Origin of the sequence: Microlunatus phosphovorus NM-1, assembly GCF_000270245.1 — a bacterium.
Lineage (GTDB): Bacteria > Actinomycetota > Actinomycetes > Propionibacteriales > Propionibacteriaceae > Microlunatus > Microlunatus phosphovorus.
In genome coordinates this window covers 622,399-644,244 of sequence record NC_015635.1, presented here as the reverse complement: position 1 = coordinate 644,244, position 21,846 = coordinate 622,399, and the positions used below count along the sequence as shown (strand labels likewise).

The following is a 21,846-nucleotide window of genomic DNA, read 5'->3' as shown; positions in this document are numbered from 1 at the left end:
CCCTAGTGGTCACGACCGGAGGTTCGTCGGCGTGTCCGATCAGGGCCTGGTTCGCCGGACCTGGAGTCGATGGTCGCCGAACGAGATGACCGAGCCGCCGGTCAGGCCGATCTGGTCACCCGGCGGACAGTGCCGCCGGGTGCCGTCCGGGGAGGTCACGGTGGTGCCATTGGTCGAGCCGCGGTCCACCACGAAGAGCCCACGAGCGTCCAGACCGATCGCCAGGTGGGACTTGGAGACCGTCCTGCCCTTGTCCACGACCTTGATCAGGAGCGCGTCCTCCTCCCCCATGCGGGGCTGCGGGTTGCGGCCCAGCAACACCAAGCCGCCATCGATGCCGATATCGCGACCATCGTCCAGGCGCAGCCACCAGGCGTGTTCCGGCGCTGGCCCCACCGAAGGTGGGGGGATCTCAGTCGCCGGGTGGATCGCGGACGCCGCCCAGGTCGCCGACCGCTCTGGTGCCGGCGGGACCAGCGGGGAGACCAGCGTCGGCTCCGCCGACACCGCCGGAACTGTGGATTCGGTTCGACCGGCGGTCGTCGAAGCGGTGGACGGCGCCGGAACGGTGTCAGGCGTTGCCGCAGTGGTCGGCGTCGAAGCAGAGCTGGGGATCACCGGCAGCGGGGGAAGTTCCTTGATGACGACCGCTGCCACAACCAGGTCGTGCCAACCCTGACGATACGGATGCCTGCCCATCGCGATCAGCATCGCGACCAGCCCGATCCCCGTCACGCTCAACGCCGCGAAGACCAGTGAACGAAGCAGCACCCGACGCCAGCCGATCGGCTGACCGTCGGGACAGCCGACGATTTGCAGGCTGTCCAGACGCATGCCGGGGCCGGCCGTCTTGGTCGCCCGCCAGGACCAGACGAAGACCGCCCAGCCAAGACCCAGCAGGCAACTCAAGACCGCGAGCTGACCACGGCCCTCCAGCCCGGCGCCAAAGAGGAGTGCGAATCCGACCAGCAGCCAGACCGGACCGACCTCCACGAGCGCGGCCAGCAGTCTCGAACCGGTTGCCCCGATCTGAACTCCGGCGGGAAGAGGGGTCGCCGAGCGCCAGGCAGCAAACACCTACCTCACCTCATTCCCCCGACCGAGTCGACATCGACCATACCGAGCGGTGACCGGGATTTGGGGATCTAGTCCACAGGCTGAGGAGGATCAGTCGGGCCGTGGTGGGCCGTCGACCAGGACGCTCACCCCGTCTCCGAGCTCCACCAGTGTGCCGACCAGGACCGCCAGCGGCTCGCCCGGCCGCAGCTTGAGCCGATCGGTTCCAGCGCCGGGCCGAACGATCGTGGTCCCGTTGGTCGAGTGCAGATCGGTAAGCCGGATCTCCCAGTCATCCGGGCTGACCAGCAAATGCGTACGGCTGATGTCCTGCCCAGGGCTCGGCACCCGCATCAACGACGGGGCCTCCGGCAGGTCGTCGCGCAACACGGGCGCGCGCCCGACCAGGATCGGCCGATCGATCGCGACACTGGTGCCATCCGGGGATCGCAGGATGCCGAGCACCGGCCGAGCCACCAGCTGCGGCGACTGGGGTGGAACCGGCGAGTCACACAGCGGACAACGATCCGCATACGGCGGGTTCGGATGACCGGACAGACACAACGCGGCCTGGACCAGCACGGCTCCCTCATCGGGAACAGCCGGTGCCAGCGCCTCGACGACTCCCCGCTCCCCGAAGAGGCCTGGGTCCTCTTTGAAGACCGCCGTCGACGCGACGTCGGCAGTCGGCGGCTCGGTCTTGCGGGTGAAGGCCGGCCCGACGGGCGACTCGAGATCGTCCTCGGCCGACAATGACGCGAACGGATTCCAGTCCGTTGGCGGCCACATGGCTCCAGAGGCGACGAGATCCAGCTCGGACGACTCGAGCAGCGAATGGTCAGGGTCCGTCCAGCCGCCGAGCTGATCGGGTGGGATCGTCTGCTCGATCGCCGTCGCCTGCGGGGAGATCACCGCCGCGCCCGCACCGGCCTCGATCCGGACAGCCCCGGCCCGTACGGCGCCGATCACCAGAGGGAGCCCGCGGTCGCCCACCGGCCCGGCACCCAGGTCGATCTCGATCTGGGTGCGATCGGCGAGACCCACCTCGCGCCAGGTGACCATCCCGGCGCCATCGGCGATCACCTCCGCCGACCCAGGATCCAGCAAACGCACATTGCCACGGACCAGCGATCGCATCCCGCTGGGCGACCAGAACATGGCGACCAGGTCAGGGCTGGCATCCGGACCGATCACCGCCAGTGCCGAGACCAGTTCAGCCATCGATGCGGCCCCGGTCACTTTCTCCCACAGCGCACTCAGATCGGCATCGGTGGCCGGGCTGACGATGACCAGGCTGGACGGCCCCATCAACACTGGCCAACGGCCGGGCACGTGGCTGGTACGCCAGTCGGCGACCTTGCTGCTCATCGGTTCCTCATCTCCCACTGCGGGCACTCCAGGCCGTGACGATACCCGTCATCTGTGACGCGCTGGTCACATCTGTCACAGCAGTGCCGGTCAGCTCGGCGCCGGTCAGCTCAGGGCGGGTCAGGTCAGATCAGGGCCGCTTGCTCCTCTTTCTCCATCTGCTCGTTGAAGTCGCGCTTGGACCCCTGCCAGCCATCCTCGTTGAGCCCGGTCCGCCAATAGCCCGAGATTGACACCAGCCGCCGGTCGTGGCGGTGGTCGACGAACAGGAATCGACGCAGATCCTTGACCAGATCGGCGTTGCCATGGACGAACACCTGGGCGCCGTCCCCTGGCACCCAATTGGTCCGCACCGCGCCGGCCAACGGCTCTCCGTACGGCTGGTCGCCACGATGCACCCAGGTCAACGTGGTCGCCGACGTCTCTCGCAGCGGGATCTCGTGGGCAGCATCGGCAACCTCGATGAACACGTCGACGGCCGCGTCCTCCGGCAAGGCATCGAGAGCTGCGGCAACAGCGGGCAGGGCTGCTTCATCACCGACCAGCAGGTGCCGGGGGGCTCCGGGGTCTGGCGCGTACGCACCACCCGGACCGAAAAAGCCGATGCTCTCCCCCGGCTCCACGTTCGCGGCCCAAGGACCTGCCAGACCGGCGTCCCCGTGCACGACGAAATCGATCGCCAGCTCCGCGGTCGCTGGGTCGAACGAGCGGATGGTGTAGGTGCGGGTGACCGGCCACTCCTCGGCCGGCCGCTCGCTCCGGATCCCCTCCGGATCGAACGGCCAGCGATAGTCGGCACCGGCCGGCGCGAACAGCAGCTTCACATAGTGGTCGGTGAAGGTCAGCTCCGGCAGGGCACGCAGGTCCTCACCACCGAAATAGAGTCGGACCATCCCTGGGCTGAGCCATTCCTTGCGGAGCACGGTGGCGGAGCGGGACTGACGTGGTTTGCGTGGACGATCTGCCATGCAATAAGGCTATCCTTACTCCCTGTCGGCGGCCTGTGTCTCTGGTCACCCTGGATACCCGAATCACCCGATGTCCTCGGTCACTCCCGATCGGGTGGCTGCCATGGCGAGAGCCACTCGGTGGCCGGCCAACCTTCCGCACCGGCCATCAGCTCATACATCGTCGCTCCGTCGATGTGCTCACGGACGATGTCGGCATGGCCCGCATGTCGTGCGACCTCCTCGATCAGGTGCAGCAGGATCCAGCGTGCCGAGTAGCCAGCGGCATTCTGTGGATACCACGGTGCCTCCGGCAGTTGGACCGCCACATCCAGGCTGGGTAGGCCACGGACGACCTCTTCGGTGTGAGCAGCCGTGACCGCCTGCAGTTCGAGCAGCGACTCGAGACTCTCGTCGGGTCCGACGATGAAGTCGGAACCGTACTCCTCCTCGGTCTTGTCGGCGGCCTTCCCGGCGATCAGGTCGACCCAGCCGCGCTCTGTCACCGTGGCGTGTTTGAGCAGTCCGCCGACGGTCAGCGCGCTGGCCGGGGTGGCCTTCAATCGGAGTTGCTCCTCGGTCAGCCCGTACGCCGCGAAGCGCAGGCCATCGCGCTGCTGCACGAGATAGAGCAGCAGACCGTCGGTCTCGTTGTCGAAGGGCGGTGGATTGCCAGGCATGGATGCCTCCTTGGGTGGTACAACCTGTGGACTCCTACCTTCTCGCGCACCACTGACAGTCTGCGGACGCTTCGCTGCGGTGCGGGTGGGCTCAATCCGCGGTCGTCTTCGGCCCGCGGGCGCAAGACGTACAGGCTTTCCGCCTAGTCCGTGATCATCCGTGGTCCGCGGGCGCAAGACCTACGGGCTTTCCGACGAGCTGAGCCACTCCCTTCTCGATGACGGGTACGGAGCCGACGCCGCGTTCGCGGCCGCACAAATCCTCGGCACAGCCAGGTCCCCGGACTCACACCACGGCGGCCCGGACACACAGCACATCGGGTAGATGTCGGGCGACCTCCGACCAGGACTCCCCGTCGTCGGTGCTGGCCCAGACCGACCCGTCGCGCGCACCGAAGTAGAGCCCGGTCTGGTCCGCGTTGTCGGCCGCCATCGCATCGCGCATCACCGCGGCGTAGAAGGCGTCCGGCAGACCGCTGGCCGACTCGCTCCAGGTCCGGCCCGCATCGGTGGATCGCCAGACCCGCGCCTTGCCGTCCGGCGGGATCCGGGCGCTGTCGGCGATCAGCGGAAAGACGAACACCGTCTCTGGATCGTGTGGGTGGACCACGATCGGAAAGCCGAAATCGGCCGGCAAGCCGTCAGCGATCGAGGTCCAGGTCGAGCCGCCGTCCTCGGAGCGGTACACGCCGTGGTGGTTCTGGGCGTACATCAGCTCCGGCCGGTCCGGGTGCGCGGCGACCTTGTGCACGCACTGCCCGAACTCCGGCCAAGGATCGGGGAAGAAGTACGCCTTGATCCCGGTGTTGTGCGGACTCCAGGACTGCCCGCCGTCCTCGGTGCGATAGACCCCTCCGGTGGACATGGCGACCGTCAGCCGATCCCGGTCGGTGGGATCCGGCACGATCGTGTGAATGGCCTGGCCGCCGAACCCAGCGCCCCACTCCGGGCGATGCGGGTGATCCCACAACGATCGGACCAGCTCGAAGGACTCGCCGCGGTCCTCGGACCGAAACAGCGCCGACGGCTGCGTACCGACCCACACCACATCCTTCTCGGCTGCGCTGGGCTGGATCTGCCAGACGCGCTCCACGCTGGAGCCGACATCGGCCGGGAAACGCACCGCCGCACCCTGGGTCTCGGTCCAGCTGTGGCCGAGATCGTCGGAACGATAGACCCCTGGTCCCCAGTGCTCGCTCGTGCCGCCCACGAACAGCCGCGGACGGTCACCGCTGGTGTCGACACAGGTGGCATAGATGCCGTCCATCAAGAACTGCGGCGCATCGAACTGCCAGCGTCGCCGGCTCTCGTCGCTGCGCCCGACCCACAGACCCTTCTTGGTGCCCACCAACAGCACGGCTTCCGACATTTCGACCTCCGTATTCGGCTATTCGACTGTCCACCCTCTTCGTTACCACCGAGGGAGACACGTCACATTCACAACTCCCGGTCTGCGGATCAGACCAGCGATGCTGTCCGTGACTGCGGAAAGCTGACGACCGGAGACTGAGCGCCGGGGACCCGTTAACCCATTGTTCGCCCGGCAGGTCGATACTGACCCCGTGATCATTCGAGAGAACTTCCGCGAGTACCTCGACCATCTGCTCCATGACGGCTACACGGTCCGGCACGATGAGCATGGCTCTGACCCCGACCTGATCGATCCGGGCGGCGATCCGGTCGAGACCTGGCGAGAGGACTATCCGTACGACGAGCGGATGGAGCGCGAGATCTACGAGCAGGAGAAGTACGCGCTGCAGATCGAACTGCTGAAACTGCAGTACTGGGTGCAGGACACCGGCAGCCGGATCGTGATCTTGTTCGAGGGCCGCGACGCGGCCGGCAAGGGAGGCACGATCAAGCGGTTCATGGAGCATCTGAATCCGCGTGCCGCGCGGGTGGTCGCGCTGACCAAGCCGACCGAGACCGAGCTGGGTCAGTGGTACTTCCAGCGTTACATCACCCACCTGCCGACGGCCGGCGAGATCGTGCTGTTCGACCGGTCCTGGTACAACCGCGCCGGGGTCGAGCGGGTGATGGGTTTCTGCAGCGACCGGCAGTACGAGCAGTTCCTGCACCAGGCACCGCTGTTCGAGGAGATGCTGGTCGACAGCGGCTTCCTGCTGACCAAGTTCTGGTTCTCGGTGACCCAGTCCGAGCAGCGCACCCGGTTCGCGATCCGGCAGATCGACCCGGTACGCCGCTGGAAGCTGTCCCCGATGGACCTGGAGTCGCTGGACAAGTGGGACTTCTACGGAGAGGCGAAGGAGGCGATGGTGCTGCGTACCGACACCGACTTCGCGCCCTGGACCTCGATCAAGAGCAACGACAAGAAGCGAGCCCGAATCAACGCGATGCGCTTCTTCTTGAACCAGTTCGACTACGACGACAAGGACACCTCCGTCGTCTACTCGGCCGATCCGCTCATCGTGCAGCGCAGCATCGACTCGATCGTGGACTGAGCTTGGGCTCGATTCAGCTCACCGACATTCGCCGTTATCCGGTGAAATCGTGCCGCGGTGAGCAGCTTGAGTCCGGCCGGGTGGAGCCGTGGGGTCTGCTCGGAGATCGCCGATGGATGGTGATCGACCCGACCGGCGAGGTCGTCACCGCGCGTGAAGTCAACCGGCTCGTGCTGGTCACCCCGCTGCTCACCGAGCAAGGGCTGCGGCTGTCCGCTCCGGGAATGCCTGAACTGGAGGTCGTCCGGCCGACGGCCGCGCCCTTGGTTGACGTGGAGATCTGGGACGACCGGCTGGTCGCCCGCGAGGCGGACCGGGATGCGGCCGCGTGGTTGACCGAGGTGACCGGCCGACCGCTGCGGCTGGTCTATCTCGATGATCCCCGCCGACGACCGGTCGATCCCCGCTACGCCGAACCCGGCGATGTCGTCTCCTTCGCCGACGGCTACCCGCTGCTGCTGGCGGCCGAGGAGTCCCTGGCCCAGCTGAACGCCTGGATCGCCGCGGGTCGGCACGCCGCCGACGGACCACTGCCGATGACCCGCTTCCGACCGAGTCTGGTGATCCGTGGCGCCGACCCGTTTGCCGAGGATTCGTGGCGACGGGTCCGGGTCGGCGAGGTCACTTTCCGGGTGGTGAAGCCCTGCGCCCGCTGCGTCTTGACCACCGTCGATCCCGACACGGCCCGGCGTACGAAGGAGCCGTTGGTCACCCTGGCCCGGCACCGCCGATTCGGCCAGAAGCTGCTGTTCGCGATGAACCTGATCCCCGAAGCCCCGTACGGCGTGATCCGCCTCGGCGACCAGGTCGACGTTCTGGCCTGATCAACTACCCCCGCCCACCGTTGCTGCTCGGGTTTGTCGGCTTCGCTCTATCTGCAGACCGAGCAAAGCCGACAAGATCGAGCAGATCCGGTCAGGCTGCCGACAGGTTGCGGAGGGCCCAGTCGTACGAGAGTTGCTGGGACTCACGCGGGGTGGCCACGCTCGGCTCATCGACCTCGATCATCAGGTCCCCGTCGAAGTCGGCCGGCAGGGCGGCCAGCACCGCAGCGAAGTCGATCACTCCAAGCCCTGGCTCGGCCCAAAGCCGCTTCGTGTCGGCGAGTTCGCGATAACTCGCCTCCCCGCCGCGACCATCGAGATGATCACCGAAGCAGTCCTTCAGGTGCAGCGCGCCGACCCGATCGGCGTAGCGCGCGATGAAGGCTGCCGGATCGACCCCCGCCCAGCGCAGGTGACCGGTGTCGGGGCCGACGCCGATCACGTCCGGGCCCAGCTCATCGAGCAGTGTGTTGATCTCCTGCTCGGTCTCGAACACCCCACCGACATGGGAATGGTGCAGCGGACGCAATCCGTCCGACTGCAGGACCTGGCAGATCACCCCGCAGTTCTCGATCGCCAACGCCAACCGGTCGGCATTGAAATCGGCCCCGACGGCAGGTCGTTCGAGGCGAGCCGGAATCGCCACCGAGCTCACCATCGTGCGATCCAGTCCCAGCTCCAGCTGCACGGCCGCGAACCGCTTGGCCCGCTCGGACTCCGCGGCGATGTCGATCGTCTCGTCGAACGCCGAGTTGAACAGACTGACCGCCGGCGAGAGGCCGTAGCCACCGAGCCAGTCGAGGTAGTCACCAGGAGTCATCCCGTCCGGCACATCGGCCTTCACGGCGGTGAAACCGATCGCCGACAACTCTGCGAAGGCCGCGTCCAGCACCTCTTTGGTGCGGCCCGCCTTGGCCCAGTACGGGATCGGGTTGACCGAGAGCCTGGCCCCAGAGAGCGAAGCGCGACAGTTGGCCACAGTCATGACAGCTTCACAGGCCGACCCGTTCGAGCCGACTCGTAGACGCCGGTGATGATGGCGATCGCCTGGCGGTTCACCTCCAGGTCGACTCGGAGCTCTTCGGTCCCGTCCAGGGCAGCCAGCACGTTCTCGTACTGACGGAGATGGGCGGCAACGCCGAGGGCACCCGGGTCGGCGCCCGCCGTCTGGACCGGTGTCGCGGCCGCAGGGAATTCGCCGACCTGGTTGAGATCGGCGTTGGGGTCCCCGTACGCCCGCTCAGCTGCCCCGCCGTCGGTCGGCGTGCGGTGGATGAAGGTCAGCAGGTCGTTGTCGATCACCAGCGAGCCCCGGTCACCGTGCACCTGCAGCCGAGCACTCATCCCCGGGTACGCGGCGGTGGTGGCATGCAGCACCCCGAGCGCGCCGTTCTCGAATCGCACCACACCGACGGCGACGTCCTCGACCTCGATCCGTTCGTGGGCGAGCGTCCCGGTGTAAGCGAAGACCTCCACCGGCCGCCCCAAGGTGGCGACCAGCAGGTCGATGGTGTGCACACCCTGATTCATCAAGGCACCACCGCCGTCGAGCTCCCAGGTGCCGCGCCAGGCGCCGGAGTCGTAGTAGCTCTGGCCGCGCCACCAGTCGATCGAGGCGATCCCGCTGGTCAGCCTGCCCAGCTCGCCGCGGGCGATCGCCGCGACCGCCACCTCGGTCGACGGATCGAAGCGATGCTGGGAGATGACACTGACCAGCCGTCCGGTCGCCCGCTGCGCCGCGATGATCTCGTCGGTTCGTTCGACGGTGATCTCCGCCGGTTTCTCGATGATCACGTCCTTGCCGGCCCGCAGCGCCTCGATCGCCGCCGGGCCATGGTTTCCGGTCGGCGTGCAGATCGCTACCAGATCCACCTCGGCACCGTTCAGCGCCTCGGCAAGGCTGGCGAACGGTTTGCCGCCATAGGTGTCGACGAGCTGCTGGGCCAGCTCGGTGGCCGGGTCGATCACCGCAACCAGCTCGAGCCGGTCGGCCAGCTCGCCGATCACCCGGGCATGGTGCCGCCCGATGACACCGGCCCCTACCAGGGCGATCCGGCGCCGATCCGGCTGGGCGGACTGCTGACTGGACGTGGTCATGCGTACGCGATCCCTTCTGCGCGGAGGAGCCGGGTGAACGCTTCGTGGGCTCCCGCCCACAGGTCCGCACCGGAGAAACCACCCAGGGAGTTCTGGGTGCCGAGATGCGGCTCGAGAGAGAAGAACCCGTCGAATCCGTCGGCCCGCAGGGCCCGGATCGTCTCCGCGACCTGGCCGTCGCCGACGCCGGCGACCACCACCGAGGAATCGGCGAACAGAGCGTCCTTGATCTGGATATAGACGGTGTGCGGCCGCAAGTCGGCGTACCCGTCGGTGAAGGGCGCGACCCCGCACTGCACGAAGTTGGCCGGATCCCAGGCCAGCCGGAGATTCGGGGAGTCGACCGTGGTGACGATGTCGAGGCAGCGCCGCGGGATGTCGCCGTAGATCTCCTTCTCGTTCTCGTGCACCGCGATCACGCCACCGGCTTCGGCGACATCGGCCAACGCCCGCATCCGGCGCAGCACCTCGTCGCGGTAGGAGTCCGGGTCGTCCCCGACGGGGATGAAGAACGAGAACAACCGCAGATAGGGAGCCTGCAGCAGCTGGGCCACCTCGACGGCGTGCACCATCCGTGCCAGGTGCGGCTCGAAGTCGTCGCCGATACCGATCTTGCCGATCGGTGAGCCGATGCTCGACACCTGCAGCTCGTGCTCGGCCAGGATCTCGCGCAATCGGCGGAGCTGGTCATCGTCGAGATCCAGGATGTTGGTGCCCCACGCACTCCTGATCTCCACATATTTCAGACCGAGACCTGCCGCCACCCGGCATTGGACGGCGAAGTCGTCGTCGATCTCATCCACGAACCCGGACAGTGTCCACATCAGTTGTCGCTCCTCCTCGTTCCTCGTCCGCGATGGTGGCAGCCGTGCGATGATCTCGGCAACGACTTGCCAGTTATTGCCAGACCTGCTCCCGACCCCCTTCCAGATCCGCTCCCACACCCCGAGAGGCCCCACCCATGACCGGTGTGCGGCCCGAGCCCGAGCGAGACCATGACTGATCGCAGACTCCAGGAGCAGGGCAAGCAGGTCACGATCTACGACGTCGCGGCCGCCGCCGGCGTGGCCCCGTCCACCGTCTCGCGGGCCCTGTCCAAACCGGGTCGGGTGAGCTTCCGCACTGCCGAACACGTACGCAGGGTGGCAGCCGAGCTGGGCTACCGCGCCGAGAGCAGACAACGATCGACCTCCGCCGAGCCGACCCGGCTGTTGGCGATGGTGGTGGCCGACATCACCAACCCGGTCTTCTACGGCATGATCCGAGGCGCCGAGCGGACCGCCCGACACGAGGGCTATGAGCTGCTGCTGGTCGAAACGCAGGAGTCCAGCGACGTCGAGCAGTCGGTGCTGCAACGGCTCGGCTCGGTGGCCGACGGGATCATCCTCACCTCCTCACGCCTGTCGGACGCCCAGATCCTGGCCGTCGCCAAGACGGTCCCGTTGGTGGTCCTCAATCGGCTGGTCAGCCAAGTGCCGTCGGTAGCGGCGGACAATCTCCAGGCGACCACCAAGGCGGTCGAGCATCTGGCCCGGCTCGGCCACCAACGGATCACCTATCTGGCCGGACCGGAGGCATCCTGGGCGGACGGTGCCCGCTGGCGGGGTCTGGTCGAAGCGGCCCACCAGCTCGATCTCGGCATCCGGCGGAGCGGTCCACACCAGCCCAACCCAGCGGGCGGACGAGAAGCCGCGTCCGCCTGGCTCGCCCACCCCACCAGCGGCGTGGTCGCGTACAACGACCTGATCGCGATCGGCTTCATCCGTGAGATCAGCCAAGCGGGCATCCAGGTTCCCGAGCAGGTCAGCATCATCGGGTTCGACAACATCCGTGACACCGAACTCGTCGTACCACCGCTGACCACGGTGGTGGCGCCGCTGGTCAGCCTTGGCTCGGCTGCGGTCCGCCATCTGCTGAAGATCAGCATGCTGCCCGCTCGGACCGACGAGTCGGTAGTCCTGCCCGCGCGATTGGTGATTCGTGCCTCCACCGGACCCGCGCCGGCCTGAGCCGCGGCGGGCCTGATCCCTTGCGTGCCTGATCCCTTGCGTGCCTGAACTCCGTGGCCGACCTGAACGCGGGGGGGGGGGGGGGGGGGGGGGGGGACCTGAACACCCGGGGGCCGACCTGAACGCCCGGGGGCCGCGCAGCGTGGCGGCAACTCCCGGCAACAGCTGCCGAAGCCACCGACGGGTGCGCGAGGATGACGCGCATGGTCACGGCCCTCACCCTGCATCCGCACCGCCTGCTACCGACCGATCCCGCCGTCCGGCGGCTGGCCGGTGAGCTCTACGCCTCGGTGCGGCAGCTGCCGATCATCTCCCCGCACGGTCACGTACCGGCGCGGTGGCTCGCCGACGACGTGCCGTTCGCCGACCCGACGTCGTTGCTGATCACTCCCGACCACTACGTGAACCGGCTGCTGCACGCTCACGGCGTCGGTCTCGAGCAACTCGGCGTCGCTCAGCAGGACTTCGACGAGGAGTCGTCCCGGCGGGCATTCCGACTGCTCTGCGATCACTGGAACATCTACCGCGGTACGCCGGTGCGCTACTGGCTGGACACCCAGCTGTCGGAGATCTTCGGAGTGACTGTCCGGCCGAGCGCGGACACCGCCGACCAGATCTACGACCAGATCGCCGGCTGCCTGGCGACGCCGGAGTTCCGGCCCCGGGCCCTGTACGAGAGGTTCGGCATCGACGTGCTGGCCACCACGGACGATCCGTGTGACGACCTCGGCGATCATCGCCGACTGGCAGCCGACCCCAATTGGAGCGGGCGGGTCGTGCCCACCTTCCGTCCCGACCGCTACCTGGAGCCGTTCAGTCTGACCTGGAATCGCGATGTGGAGCGACTCGGCGAGGCCGCCGGTCAGTCGGTCGACGACTACGACGGCTATCTGACCGCCCTGGCCGAGCGGCGTCGCTATTTCATCGCCAACGGCGCCGTCTCCGCAGACCACAGCCACCCCGACGCCCGCACCGACCCGCTCGAGCAGACCGAGGCTCGCCGTCTCTACCGACGCGCCCGCACCGGGGCCATCACCGAGGCCGAGGCCACCGCGTTGCGACGCCATCTGGTGTTCGAGATGGGCCGGATGTCGGCTGAGGACGGTCTGGTGATGACCATCCACCCAGCGATCTCTCGCAATCACCACCGACCGACCGCGCAACGATTCGGGGCCGACGTCGGCTGCGACATCGGCGTCCGGGTCGAGTTCACCGAAGCGCTGCGCCCGCTACTCAACGCCGTCGGCACCGCGCCACGCTTCCGGCTGGTGATCTTCACCGTGGACGAGACCTCCTACTCCCGCGAGATCGCGCCGCTGGCCGGCTTCTATCCCAGCGTGTACGTGGGTGCGCCGTGGTGGTTCCTCGACGCCCCCGACGCGATCCGGCGCTTCCGGGCCGCCGTCAGCGAGACCGTCGGGTTCGGCAAGACGTCCGGTTTCATCGACGACACCCGAGCCTTCTGCTCCATCCCGGCGCGGCACGACATGTCCCGGCGCCTGGACGCCGGCTATCTTGCCCAGCTGGTCACCGAGCATCGGCTCGAGGAGGACGAGGCCTTCGAGGTGGTCCACGATCTGGTCGACGCCACGCCCCGGAAGGTCTTCAACCTGTGACCACCGCGCTGCCCCGGCTGTCCCGGTCGCTGCCCGCGGCCCCGCCGGCAGCACCGATCAAGATCGTCCATCTCGGACTCGGCAACTTTCACCGCGCGCACCAGGCCTGGTACACCGCGCACGCACCCGATGCGAGCGCGTGGGGCATCGCCGCCTTCACCGGCCGGCGACCGGACGCCGCGCTGGCCCTGGCGCCGCAGGACGGGCTGTACACCTTGATCGTCAAGGGGCCCGAGGGGGATCGGCTCGAGCTGCTCGGCGCCGTATCGGCGGTGCACGCAGCCGGCGACCACGACACGTACCTCGACTATCTGCGTCGAAGCGAGGTGTCGCTGGTCACCCTCACCATGACCGAGGCCGCCTACCTCTCCGATGGCGTCGGCGGACTGCGGCGTACGCCCGAGGTGGAGCAGGATCTCGCCTCGTTGCGCAGCGACGCTTCGGCAGCAGTGGTCACCCTGCCGGCCAGGCTGGTCGCCGGTCTGCTCGCCCGACGAGCGGCCGGCGCCGGGCCGATCACTGTCTTGTCCTGCGACAACCTGCCCCACAACGGATCCGCCACCGCCGGTGTGGTCACGGCACTGGCGGCCGGGGTCGATCCATCGCTGGTCGACTGGATCAGCGACCACGTCGACTTCGCGTCATCCATGGTCGACCGGATCACGCCGGCTACGACGGATGGGGATCGGGAGCTGGTCGCCGAGCGTTGCAGCTATCTCGATGCTGCGCCGGTGCCCACCGAGCCGTTCAGTGAGTGGGTGATCGCTGGGTCCTTTCCGGCAGGACGACCGCAGTGGGAAGCCGCCGGAGCTCAGCTGGTCGACGATGTCACACCGTACGAACAGCGCAAGCTCTGGCTGCTGAACGGATCGCACTCCTTGCTGGCGTACGCAGGCAGTGTCCGCGGGCATACCTACATCGACGAGGCGATCGCCGATCCGGTGTGTCGTGGCTGGGTGCAGGCGCTCTGGGATGAGACCGTCCCGCATCTGCCGCTGCCCGCCGAGGATCTCGACAGCTATCGGAGCGCCCTGCTGGAGCGCTACGCAAACCCACGGATCCGACACCGGCTGGCGCAGATCGCCGCCGATGGGTCGACCAAGATCGCCGTACGCACGTTGCCCGTGCTGCGCGCCGAGCGTGCGGCCGGTCGAGTGCCGGTCGGCTGCGCGACCGCGATCGCCGGCTGGATCCAGCACCTGCGGGGTGCGGGGGTGCCGGTCAACGACGCCGGCGCTGAGCCCTATCTCGGCCTGGTCTCGCTGCCTGACGAAGCAGCCGTCCGAGGCGTGCTGGAGCTGCTGGACAGCGGCCGCGGGAGCGATGACGAGTTGGTGGCGGCCGTGTTGTCCCGCCTCCACGAGAGGCATCACTCGTGACCGACGGCGGCAGGTGGGCGACGATGCTCGTATGACGGCGCGTTCGCGGCTGAACCGGCCGCTCGCGCTGCTGGTCGCCGGCACCTTCTTCATGGAGATCCTGGACGGCACGATCCTGTCCACCGCGGCGCCGGCGATCGCGGCCGATCTCGGGGTCGAACCGGTCGACGTCAACACCGCGATGACCGGCTATCTGATCGCCTTGGCGGCCGGTATCCCGGTGAGCGGCTGGCTTACCGATCGCTTCGGTGGCCGACGGATCCTGACCGTCGCCATCGCCGTGTTCACCCTCGCCTCGATCGCCTGTGCGCTCAGTCCCAACCTGCCGACGCTGGTCGTGATGCGGATCGTGCAGGGTTTCGGCGGGGCGCTGATGGTCCCGGTCGGCCGCCTGGTGGTGCTGCGCGAGACCTCCAAGGCCGACCTGCTCGACGCGATCGCGTACCTCACCTGGCCTGCGCTGCTCGCCCCGGTGATCGCGCCGACCCTCGGCGGGTGGATCGTGACCATCGCCAGCTGGCACTGGATCTTCTTGATCAACGTCCCGCTGGGAGCGCTCGCCCTGATCGTGACCGTACGGATCGTGCCGACCACCCGCGACCACGATCCGCGGCCCTTGGACTGGCTGGGCTTCGTGCTCTGCGGCGGCACGCTCGCGGTCACCATGATCTTCCTCGAGCTGGTGCAACTGGCCGGTGGCCTGGATTGGCCTGTCGTGCTCGTCGCAGGAGTCGGTTCTGCCGTCCTGATCGTGGTGACCGGGTGGTGGTTGCGGCGTACGCCCCACCCGATCCTGCAGCTGGGCGCGTTGCGCATCCGTACCTTCGCCGTCAGCAACCTCGGCGGTGGGGTCTATCGGATGGTGATCAACGCCGTCCCGTTCCTGGTGCCCCTGCTGCTGCAGGTCGGCTTCGGACTGTCCCCGGTCACCTCCGGCAACCTGTTGCTGCTCCTCTTCCTCGGCAACATGGCCATCAAACCGGCGACCAGCCCGCTGATCCGCCGGTTCGGCTTCCGCCCGGTGCTGATCTGTTGCATCGCCGCCGGCGCCCTGGTCATCGCGGCTCTCGGTCTGTTGCAGCCCACCACTCCGCTGCCGGTGGTCGGCGGACTCTTGCTGATCAGCGGTGTCTTCCGCTCCGTCGGGTTCAGCTCCTACAACTCGTTGCAGTACGCCGATGTCCCCGCCGATGCGATGACCGGCGCCAACACGTTGTCGGCCACGATGCAGCAGCTGGCGAGCGGTCTGGGGATCGCTATCGGCGCCATGCTGCTCCGGCTGGGCGAGCAGGTGTCCCCGAGCCCGCCGTCTGAGGCCTACGCCTGGGCCTTCGGCGGTCTCGCCGTGCTCATGGTTCTGCCGCTGATTCAGGTCTGGCGACTCCAGGCAGGTGCCGGCGATGAGCTCAGACGCCGCTGACATCCGCTCGGCGGTTAGGCTCCAGAGCGTGACCGATCTCGCCGCACCAGCCGTCCCGCTGGCCCAGGCGACCGAGCGGGTTGCTGCCGAACTCGCTGGGATCGAGAGACTCGGTGTTGCGTTCTCCGGCGGGGTGGACTCCTCCGTGCTGCTCGCCCTCGCCGCCCGGGTGCTCGGTGCGGATCGAGTGGTGGCACTGCTCGGGGTCTCTCCCAGCCTCGCGGCCACGGAAAGACGCGCCGCCCACGCCGTCGCTGATCAGCTCGGGGTCGCCGTGGTCGAGGTGGAGACCAAAGAAGGCGATCGAGCCGCCTATCGGGCCAACGGTCCGGATCGCTGCTATCACTGCAAGGACGAGCTGTTCGCCACCATCGACGCCGGCCTCGCCCCCTCGCTGGGGTTGGACGCCATCGCCTATGGGGAGAATGCGGACGACGTGCTCCGGCCGGACCGCCCCGGAGCCCGGGCCGCGACCGAGCACGGCGTGCTCCGGCCGTTGGCCGCTGCCGGCCTGACCAAGGCCGATGTCAGGGCCGTCGCCCGGGAGCTCGGACTCACGGTGGCCGACAAGCCGGCCTCGCCGTGCCTGGCGTCCCGGATCCCCCACTTCGAGGAGGTCACGCCCGACAAGCTGGCGCAGATCGACCGCGCCGAGGAGGCTCTCCGTGAGCTCGGTCTGGGCGACCTGCGGGTACGCCATCACGGCGATATCGCCCGGCTCGAACTGGCGGCCGACGATCTTGTTCGGATCGCTGCCGACCCGGTGCGTGGCGAGGTTCTCCGCGCCGTCCGAGCGGCCGGCTTCCGGTACGTGACGCTGGACCTGGCCGGCCTGCAGTCGGGCGCGTTCACGCTGCCCTTGGTTGCGGTCAGCCATGACTGACCACTCCACCCGCGCGGCCCTGGATGACGCAGCCCTGGATGACATCGCCCAACTCGACCTGGGTCGCGCGACCCGACGCGGTTATCCGGAAGCGATCTTCTGCCAGGGCAAGACCGTCGATCAGGTCGCGCGGATCGCGACCGTCCTCGTCGGCCAACCCCAAGTGGCCCTGTTCACCCGGGTCCGAGAAGAGCAGGTGACCGCTCTCCTGGAGGTGCTGCCGGATGCCGCATACGACGCCGAGGCCCGGCTGGTCGCCTGGCCACCGGTTCCACCGGAACCCACCGGCGGCCCGGTGCTGGTGCTGGCGGCCGGCACCTCGGATCTCCCCGTCGCTCGTGAAGCCCTGCTCACCACCCGCTACCTGGGTCGGCAAGCCGATCTCGTGGTCGACGTCGGGGTTGCCGGACTGCACCGCATCCTCGCCCAGGTGCCGCGACTGCGTACCGCCAAGGCCATCGTCGTTGCTGCCGGGATGGATGGCGCCCTGCCCAGCGTGGTCGCCGGCCTGGTCGCGGCGCCGGTGATCGCGGTACCGACGTCGGTGGGCTACGGCGCCGCCTTCGAAGGGCTCGCGGCACTGCTCACCATGCTGAACGCCTGCGCTCCCGGTGTGGCAGTCGTCAACATCGACAACGGGTACGGCGCCGGCCACCTCGCCGCCCAGATCGCGGCACCGTGATCAGCACCGCTGGATCGGCCACCCGGCACGCCTGGATCGACGCCTCCGCCGGGGTAGCCGGAGACATGCTGCTGGGTGCCCTCATCGATGCCGGGGCCGATCTCGCCGTGGTGCAGGAAGCGGTGGACGCGGTCGTTCCCGGCTCGGTCCGGCTGACTGTCGCCAACGTGATGCGGTGCGGACAGCGTGCGACGAAACTCACGGTCGAGGTGCTCACCAAGGACCTGCCGCATCGACGCTGGGCAACCATCCGCGAAAGCCTGCAGGCCGCGTCGCTGGCGTCCCCGGTCCGAGATCGCGCGTTGGCCACCTTCGCCCGACTCGCCGAGGCCGAGGCCGAGGCGCACGGCATCCCGGCGGAGGAGGTCCACTTCCACGAGGTCGGTGCGCTGGACTCGATCGCCGATGTGGTCGGAGTTGCGGCGGCGCTGACCGACCTCGGGGTGACGAGCGTCAGTGCAAGCGCGGTGGCGGTCGGCTCCGGCCGGGTCCGTGCCGCCCACGGTGAGTTGCCGGTGCCCGTACCCGCCGTCGTACGGCTGTCGGCCGGCTGGCGCGTTCATGCTGGCGGGGCCGGCGAACTGGCGACCCCAACAGGGATGGCGCTGGTGACCGCTTTGTCGACCGTCTGCGAGGATCTGCCAGCCCTGCGCGTGGTCGGATCAGGTGCCGGAGCCGGCACCAAGGACTTTCCCGACCGGCCCAACATCACCCGGGTCATCATGGGCGAGGTCGAGCCGTCCGCCGCCACTGCCCCCGCGACCGAGTCGGACGCTGAGACGACAAGCACGGACTCGACAGGCACAGAGTCGATGAGCACAGAGTCGACAGGCACCGAATCGATGTCCGTGCTGGAGGCCAATGTCGATGATCTCGATCCCCGGCTCTGGCCCGGCGTGATCGATCGACTGCTGCAAGCCGGCGCCGCCGATGCCTGGCTGACACCGATCCTGATGAAGAAGGGCCGACCTGCGCACCTCCTCAGCGTGCTGAGCCGGCCCGAGCTGGTCGAGGTGCTTCAGCAGCTGATCCTGACGCACACCAGCACCCTGGGGATCCGCTGCTACCAGGTATCGCGGATCGCGCTCTCTCGCCGCTGGTACACCGTCGATCTCCCCAGGGCCGATCCCCCCAGTGCCGATCCCCCGGAGGCCGAGGTCGCCGAGGCCGGGGCCGCCGGGGCCGGGGCCGCCGGGGCCGGGGCCGCCGGGGCCGGGGCCGGGGTCGCCGGGGCCGAGGTCCGGGTCAAGGTCGGGTACGACAGCACTGGCATCCGGCAGCTGAATCCCGAGTTCGCCGACGTGGCCTCGGTCGCAGCTACGTACGGTCTGCCCGAGCGTGAGGTGCTGGCCCTGGCACAAGCAGCAGCCCGCGATGCCGGCCTCGTCCTGGGCGCCCCGCCACCGGACTGAGCCCCGATCCCACCCACCTCAAATCCCGCGCCCAATTCCGACTTCGCACCATTTCGGACTACTGCGCACCCCGTCTACCTGGTGCGCAGTCGCATCAGCTGGTGCGAAGTGGATGAGGGCCCTCTTCGTCCTGACAGATCCAGACGGCGTGCTCATCGGCGCCAACTCGCGAGAAGGAGCTGCGCCAGCGTTGGTGGCCCCGCGGCGCGAAAACGTACCCCGCGCACGCCCGGCCGCCGAATGTTCATGGCCCGCCGACGCAAGCCGTACGCCAGGCACGCCCACCCTCCGACAATCGTCCGTGGCCCGCCGGCGCGAGCCGTACGCCGCACACGCCCAACCGACAATCGTTCGTGGCCCCGCGGCGCCAGACGTACCCCGCACACGCCCAACCGACAATCGTCCGTGGCCCGTCGGCGCCAGACGTACGCCACGCACGCCCACCACCGGCAATCGTCCGTGGCCCCGCGGCGCAAGACTTACGCGGAGCACGCTCGATTCGGCGCCCTGATCGACTTCGCACCCATTTGGTCGACTGCGCACCCCGTCTACTTGGTGCGGAGTCGCAGCAGCTGGTGCGGAGTCGGAGTTGGGGACGGCGGACGCGCGTGACACGAGCCAGTCGCACCTTCAGACACCCAGCCGCACCTTGGAGACACGAGCCAGTCGCACCTTCAGACACACGGAACCAGTGACACCTCGGGAACGTTGATAGGGGCAGAGAAGAGAGGACCATCGTTCGTGGACACCATCGTGGTAGGCATCGTCGCCGTCGTGATCGGAGCGCTGCTGTGCTTCCGTGGTTATGTGACGATGCGGTTGATCATCAGCTTGTTCGGCGCCTTCGTCGGGTTCCTGTTGGGCGCCGGGCTGGTGTCAGGAGTCACGTCGAGCGCGTTCGGACAGCTCGCGATCAGCTGGTTGGTCGGCTTCGTCGGCGCGGTGATCTTCGGCGTGCTGGCGTACCTCTCCTATCAGCTGGCCGTCATCATCGGGATGGCCGGCATCGGCTTCACGATCGGTACCAGCCTGATGGCCGCCGCCGGAGTCAGTTCCGGGTTCGCCACGATTGGAGTCGGCGTGGCCGCCGGCGTGCTGCTCGCCATCTTGGCCATCAGCACCAACCTCCCCGCGGTGATCCTGGTGGTGCTCACCGCGCTGGCCGGCGCCAGCGTCACCACCACCGGTGTGATGATGATCGCCGGCTCCGTCGGCATCGGTCAGCTCACCGGGGAGGGCGTGGCCGACCCGACATCTACCGGCTGGGGCTGGCTCGCGCTCTACGCCGTGCTGGTCATCCTGGGCGTCGTCGCACAGTTCCGTGCCCTCTCCGGGCGCCGTCGCACGATGCGCCAGCAGTGGAACGCACCGATGTACGCGCCGCATCCTGCGCACTGACGCGGTTCCCGCGCCACGGGCCCGATGAGCCAGAATCCCCCCGTGACCACGATCCAGCTGGAGCTGACCGACGGCGAGTGCTGGTGGGGCGGAGCGGTCCCCGACGGCCAGGTGATGCCGTTCGGACGGCGGCCACACACTCGGAACCTGGCAACGAATGCCGGTCTGCTCGCCAACCCCGATGACGGGGCCAACCAGTCGGCACCGCTCCTGGTCTCCAACAGTGGCCGATTTGTCTGGTCCGAGCTCCCGTTCACGTTTTCCTTCGACGGCACAGGCCGGCTCGAGGTCACCGGCACCGACGTCGTTGTCGGCGCCGGTGGAGACTCGGTGGCCGATGCCTATCGCGCCGTGTCGCGGGCCTTCTTCCCGCCGGCCGGAACGACGCCGGCAGAGGTGATGTTCACCAGCCCGCAGTACAACACGTGGATGGAGATGCCGTACCGGCCAACCCAGGACGCGGTGCTCGTGTACGCCCGGGGCATCCTCGATGCCGGCTTTCCACCGGGGTTGTTGATGATCGACGACCGCTGGTCTCGTGACTATGGAACCTGGGAGTTCGATACCGCCCAGTTCCCCGACCCGCGGGCCATGGTGGATCAGCTGCACGAATGGGGCTTCCCGGTGATGCTCTGGCTGGTCCCCTTCCTCAGCCCGGACAGCGCGAACTTCCGGCTCGCCCGGAAGGCGGGGTGGCTGATCTGCGGCGCGGACGGCGAGCCGGTGATCAGGAAGTGGTGGAACGGCTACAGCGCAGCGCCCGACCTCACCGACCCGGCCGCTTTGGACTGGCTACGCGGTGAGCTGCGGCGGCTGCAGGACGACTTCGGTGTCGACGGGTTCAAATTCGACGCCGGCGATCTGCGCGACTACCGGCTCGACGACCGGACAGTGGCCGGCAGCGGTCCGACCGGTCAGTGCGAGGCCTGGGCGAGGTTCGCCGCGGAGTTCGACTACAACGAGCTGCGGGCCTGCTGGAAGCTGGGCGGCCAGCCACTCGCCCAACGGTTGCACGACAAGCCGTGCCGGTGGGGGCCTGGCGGGCTGGGATCGCTCATCCCCGAGTCGATCGCGCAGGGACTGATCGGCGACGTGTTCAACTGCCCGGACATGATCGGCGGCGGGGATGTCGCCTATGTCCTCGACGGCGCGCCGGTCGATCAGGAGCTGTTCGTCCGGTTCGCCCAGTGCGCGGCGCTCTTCCCGATGATGCAGTTCTCGATGGCACCGTGGCGGGTTCTCGACAACGAGCACTTCGCCGCGGTGAAGGCTGCCGTTGAGCTGCGCCAGTCCCTGCTGCCGGAGATCATGGCGCTGGTTGCCCACGCCGCCCGAACCGGCGAGCCGATCCTGCGGCCGCTCGCCTATCACCACCGCGGGTACGAGCGGGTGCACGATCAGTTCCTGCTCGGCGAGGATCTACTGGTCGCGCCGGTGCTGGAGCCGGCGGCGACCTCGCGTACGGTCCTCGTTCCGCCGGGACGCTGGACCGATCCGGCCGGCTCGGTGGTCGAAGGGCCGACCGAGATCACCATCCCGGTCAACCTCCGGTCCGTGCCCTGGTGGCGCCGCCTCGAACCCTGAAATGTTGCTCGATCTTGTCGGCGTCGCTC

At 68.3% G+C, this 21,846-nt stretch carries 19 protein-coding genes; 11 read left to right on the top strand and 8 right to left on the bottom strand.

From position 1 onward, the window contains the following. Positions 1–39 precede the first annotated feature (39 nt). The 5 genes from MLP_RS28465 to MLP_RS02765 form a co-directional block, all read right to left on the bottom strand. Complete coding sequence (locus MLP_RS28465) at positions 40–1,077, bottom strand: RDD family protein (protein ID WP_013861484.1); 1,038 nt, start codon at positions 1,075–1,077, stop codon at positions 40–42. A 90-nt stretch (positions 1,078–1,167) separates the two neighbouring features. After that, the gene (locus tag MLP_RS02780) at positions 1,168–2,424 is read right to left on the bottom strand and encodes an FHA domain-containing protein (RefSeq protein WP_041789644.1); all 1,257 of its coding nucleotides are present in this window, start codon (positions 2,422–2,424) and stop codon (positions 1,168–1,170) included. Positions 2,425–2,549: 125 nt separating this feature from the next. Next, positions 2,550–3,392, bottom strand: a complete 843-nt coding sequence (locus MLP_RS02775; RefSeq protein WP_013861482.1) for a siderophore-interacting protein — start codon at positions 3,390–3,392, stop codon at positions 2,550–2,552. An 80-nt stretch (positions 3,393–3,472) separates the two neighbouring features. Then, the gene (locus MLP_RS02770) at positions 3,473–4,051 is read right to left on the bottom strand and encodes a DinB family protein (protein ID WP_013861481.1); all 579 of its coding nucleotides are present in this window, start codon (positions 4,049–4,051) and stop codon (positions 3,473–3,475) included. Between the two features lie 286 nt (positions 4,052–4,337). Further along, positions 4,338–5,420, bottom strand: coding sequence for a WD40/YVTN/BNR-like repeat-containing protein (locus MLP_RS02765; RefSeq protein WP_013861479.1), 1,083 nt, complete (start codon positions 5,418–5,420; stop codon positions 4,338–4,340). Between the two features lie 163 nt (positions 5,421–5,583). Here MLP_RS02765 and ppk2 point away from each other — a divergent pair, with 163 nt between their 5' ends. Further along, entirely contained in the window at positions 5,584–6,513 is a 930-nt protein-coding gene (gene ppk2 / locus MLP_RS02760) for a polyphosphate kinase 2 (RefSeq protein ID WP_013861478.1), read from the top strand. A gap of 2 nt (positions 6,514–6,515) precedes the next feature. Then, positions 6,516–7,337, top strand: a complete 822-nt coding sequence (locus tag MLP_RS02755; RefSeq protein ID WP_013861477.1) for an MOSC domain-containing protein — start codon at positions 6,516–6,518, stop codon at positions 7,335–7,337. Positions 7,338–7,428: 91 nt separating this feature from the next. Here MLP_RS02755 and MLP_RS02750 read toward each other — a convergent pair whose 3' ends face one another. The 3 genes from MLP_RS02750 to MLP_RS02740 are packed head-to-tail and all read right to left on the bottom strand — an operon-like array spanning position 7,429 to position 10,258. Further along, positions 7,429–8,322, bottom strand: a complete 894-nt coding sequence (locus MLP_RS02750) for a sugar phosphate isomerase/epimerase family protein (protein ID WP_013861476.1) — start codon at positions 8,320–8,322, stop codon at positions 7,429–7,431. Beyond that, on the bottom strand, positions 8,319–9,434 hold the full coding sequence (locus MLP_RS02745; RefSeq protein ID WP_013861475.1) for a Gfo/Idh/MocA family protein: 1,116 nt from the start codon (positions 9,432–9,434) through the stop codon (positions 8,319–8,321). The genes MLP_RS02750 and MLP_RS02745 overlap by 4 nt, the downstream gene beginning before the upstream one ends. Continuing rightward, a complete protein-coding gene (locus tag MLP_RS02740; protein WP_013861474.1) occupies positions 9,431–10,258 on the bottom strand; it encodes a sugar phosphate isomerase/epimerase family protein in 828 nt (275 codons plus the stop codon). The genes MLP_RS02745 and MLP_RS02740 overlap by 4 nt, the downstream gene beginning before the upstream one ends. Before the next feature lie 171 nt (positions 10,259–10,429). Here MLP_RS02740 and MLP_RS02735 point away from each other — a divergent pair, with 171 nt between their 5' ends. The 9 genes from MLP_RS02735 to MLP_RS02695 all read left to right on the top strand — a co-directional run bounded on the left by MLP_RS02735 (position 10,430) and on the right by MLP_RS02695 (position 21,817). Then, complete coding sequence (locus MLP_RS02735) at positions 10,430–11,443, top strand: LacI family DNA-binding transcriptional regulator (RefSeq protein WP_041789643.1); 1,014 nt, start codon at positions 10,430–10,432, stop codon at positions 11,441–11,443. A 194-nt stretch (positions 11,444–11,637) separates the two neighbouring features. Continuing rightward, positions 11,638–13,059, top strand: a complete 1,422-nt coding sequence (gene uxaC / locus MLP_RS02730; protein WP_013861472.1) for a glucuronate isomerase — start codon at positions 11,638–11,640, stop codon at positions 13,057–13,059. Beyond that, positions 13,056–14,438 (top strand): mannitol dehydrogenase family protein, encoded by a 1,383-nt coding sequence (locus MLP_RS02725; protein ID WP_013861471.1) that lies wholly within the window; start codon positions 13,056–13,058, stop codon positions 14,436–14,438. The genes uxaC and MLP_RS02725 overlap by 4 nt, the downstream gene beginning before the upstream one ends. Positions 14,439–14,469: 31 nt before the next feature. Beyond that, positions 14,470–15,858, top strand: coding sequence for an MFS transporter (locus MLP_RS02720; protein WP_013861470.1), 1,389 nt, complete (start codon positions 14,470–14,472; stop codon positions 15,856–15,858). A 28-nt stretch (positions 15,859–15,886) separates the two neighbouring features. Then, a complete protein-coding gene (gene larE, locus MLP_RS02715; protein ID WP_013861469.1) occupies positions 15,887–16,741 on the top strand; it encodes an ATP-dependent sacrificial sulfur transferase LarE in 855 nt (284 codons plus the stop codon). After that, the gene (gene larB / locus MLP_RS02710) at positions 16,734–17,423 is read left to right on the top strand and encodes a nickel pincer cofactor biosynthesis protein LarB (RefSeq protein ID WP_013861468.1); all 690 of its coding nucleotides are present in this window, start codon (positions 16,734–16,736) and stop codon (positions 17,421–17,423) included. The genes larE and larB overlap by 8 nt, the downstream gene beginning before the upstream one ends. Beyond that, positions 17,420–18,835 (top strand): nickel pincer cofactor biosynthesis protein LarC, encoded by a 1,416-nt coding sequence (gene larC / locus MLP_RS02705; RefSeq protein ID WP_013861467.1) that lies wholly within the window; start codon positions 17,420–17,422, stop codon positions 18,833–18,835. Before larB ends, larC begins: the two co-directional genes overlap by 4 nt. 741 nt (positions 18,836–19,576) lie before the next feature. After that, a complete protein-coding gene (locus MLP_RS02700; protein WP_013861466.1) occupies positions 19,577–20,233 on the top strand; it encodes a TM7S3/TM198-like domain-containing protein in 657 nt (218 codons plus the stop codon). Positions 20,234–20,275: 42 nt separating this feature from the next. Continuing rightward, positions 20,276–21,817, top strand: a complete 1,542-nt coding sequence (locus tag MLP_RS02695) for a glycoside hydrolase family 31 protein (protein WP_197536492.1) — start codon at positions 20,276–20,278, stop codon at positions 21,815–21,817. Positions 21,818–21,846: the final 29 nt, after the last annotated feature.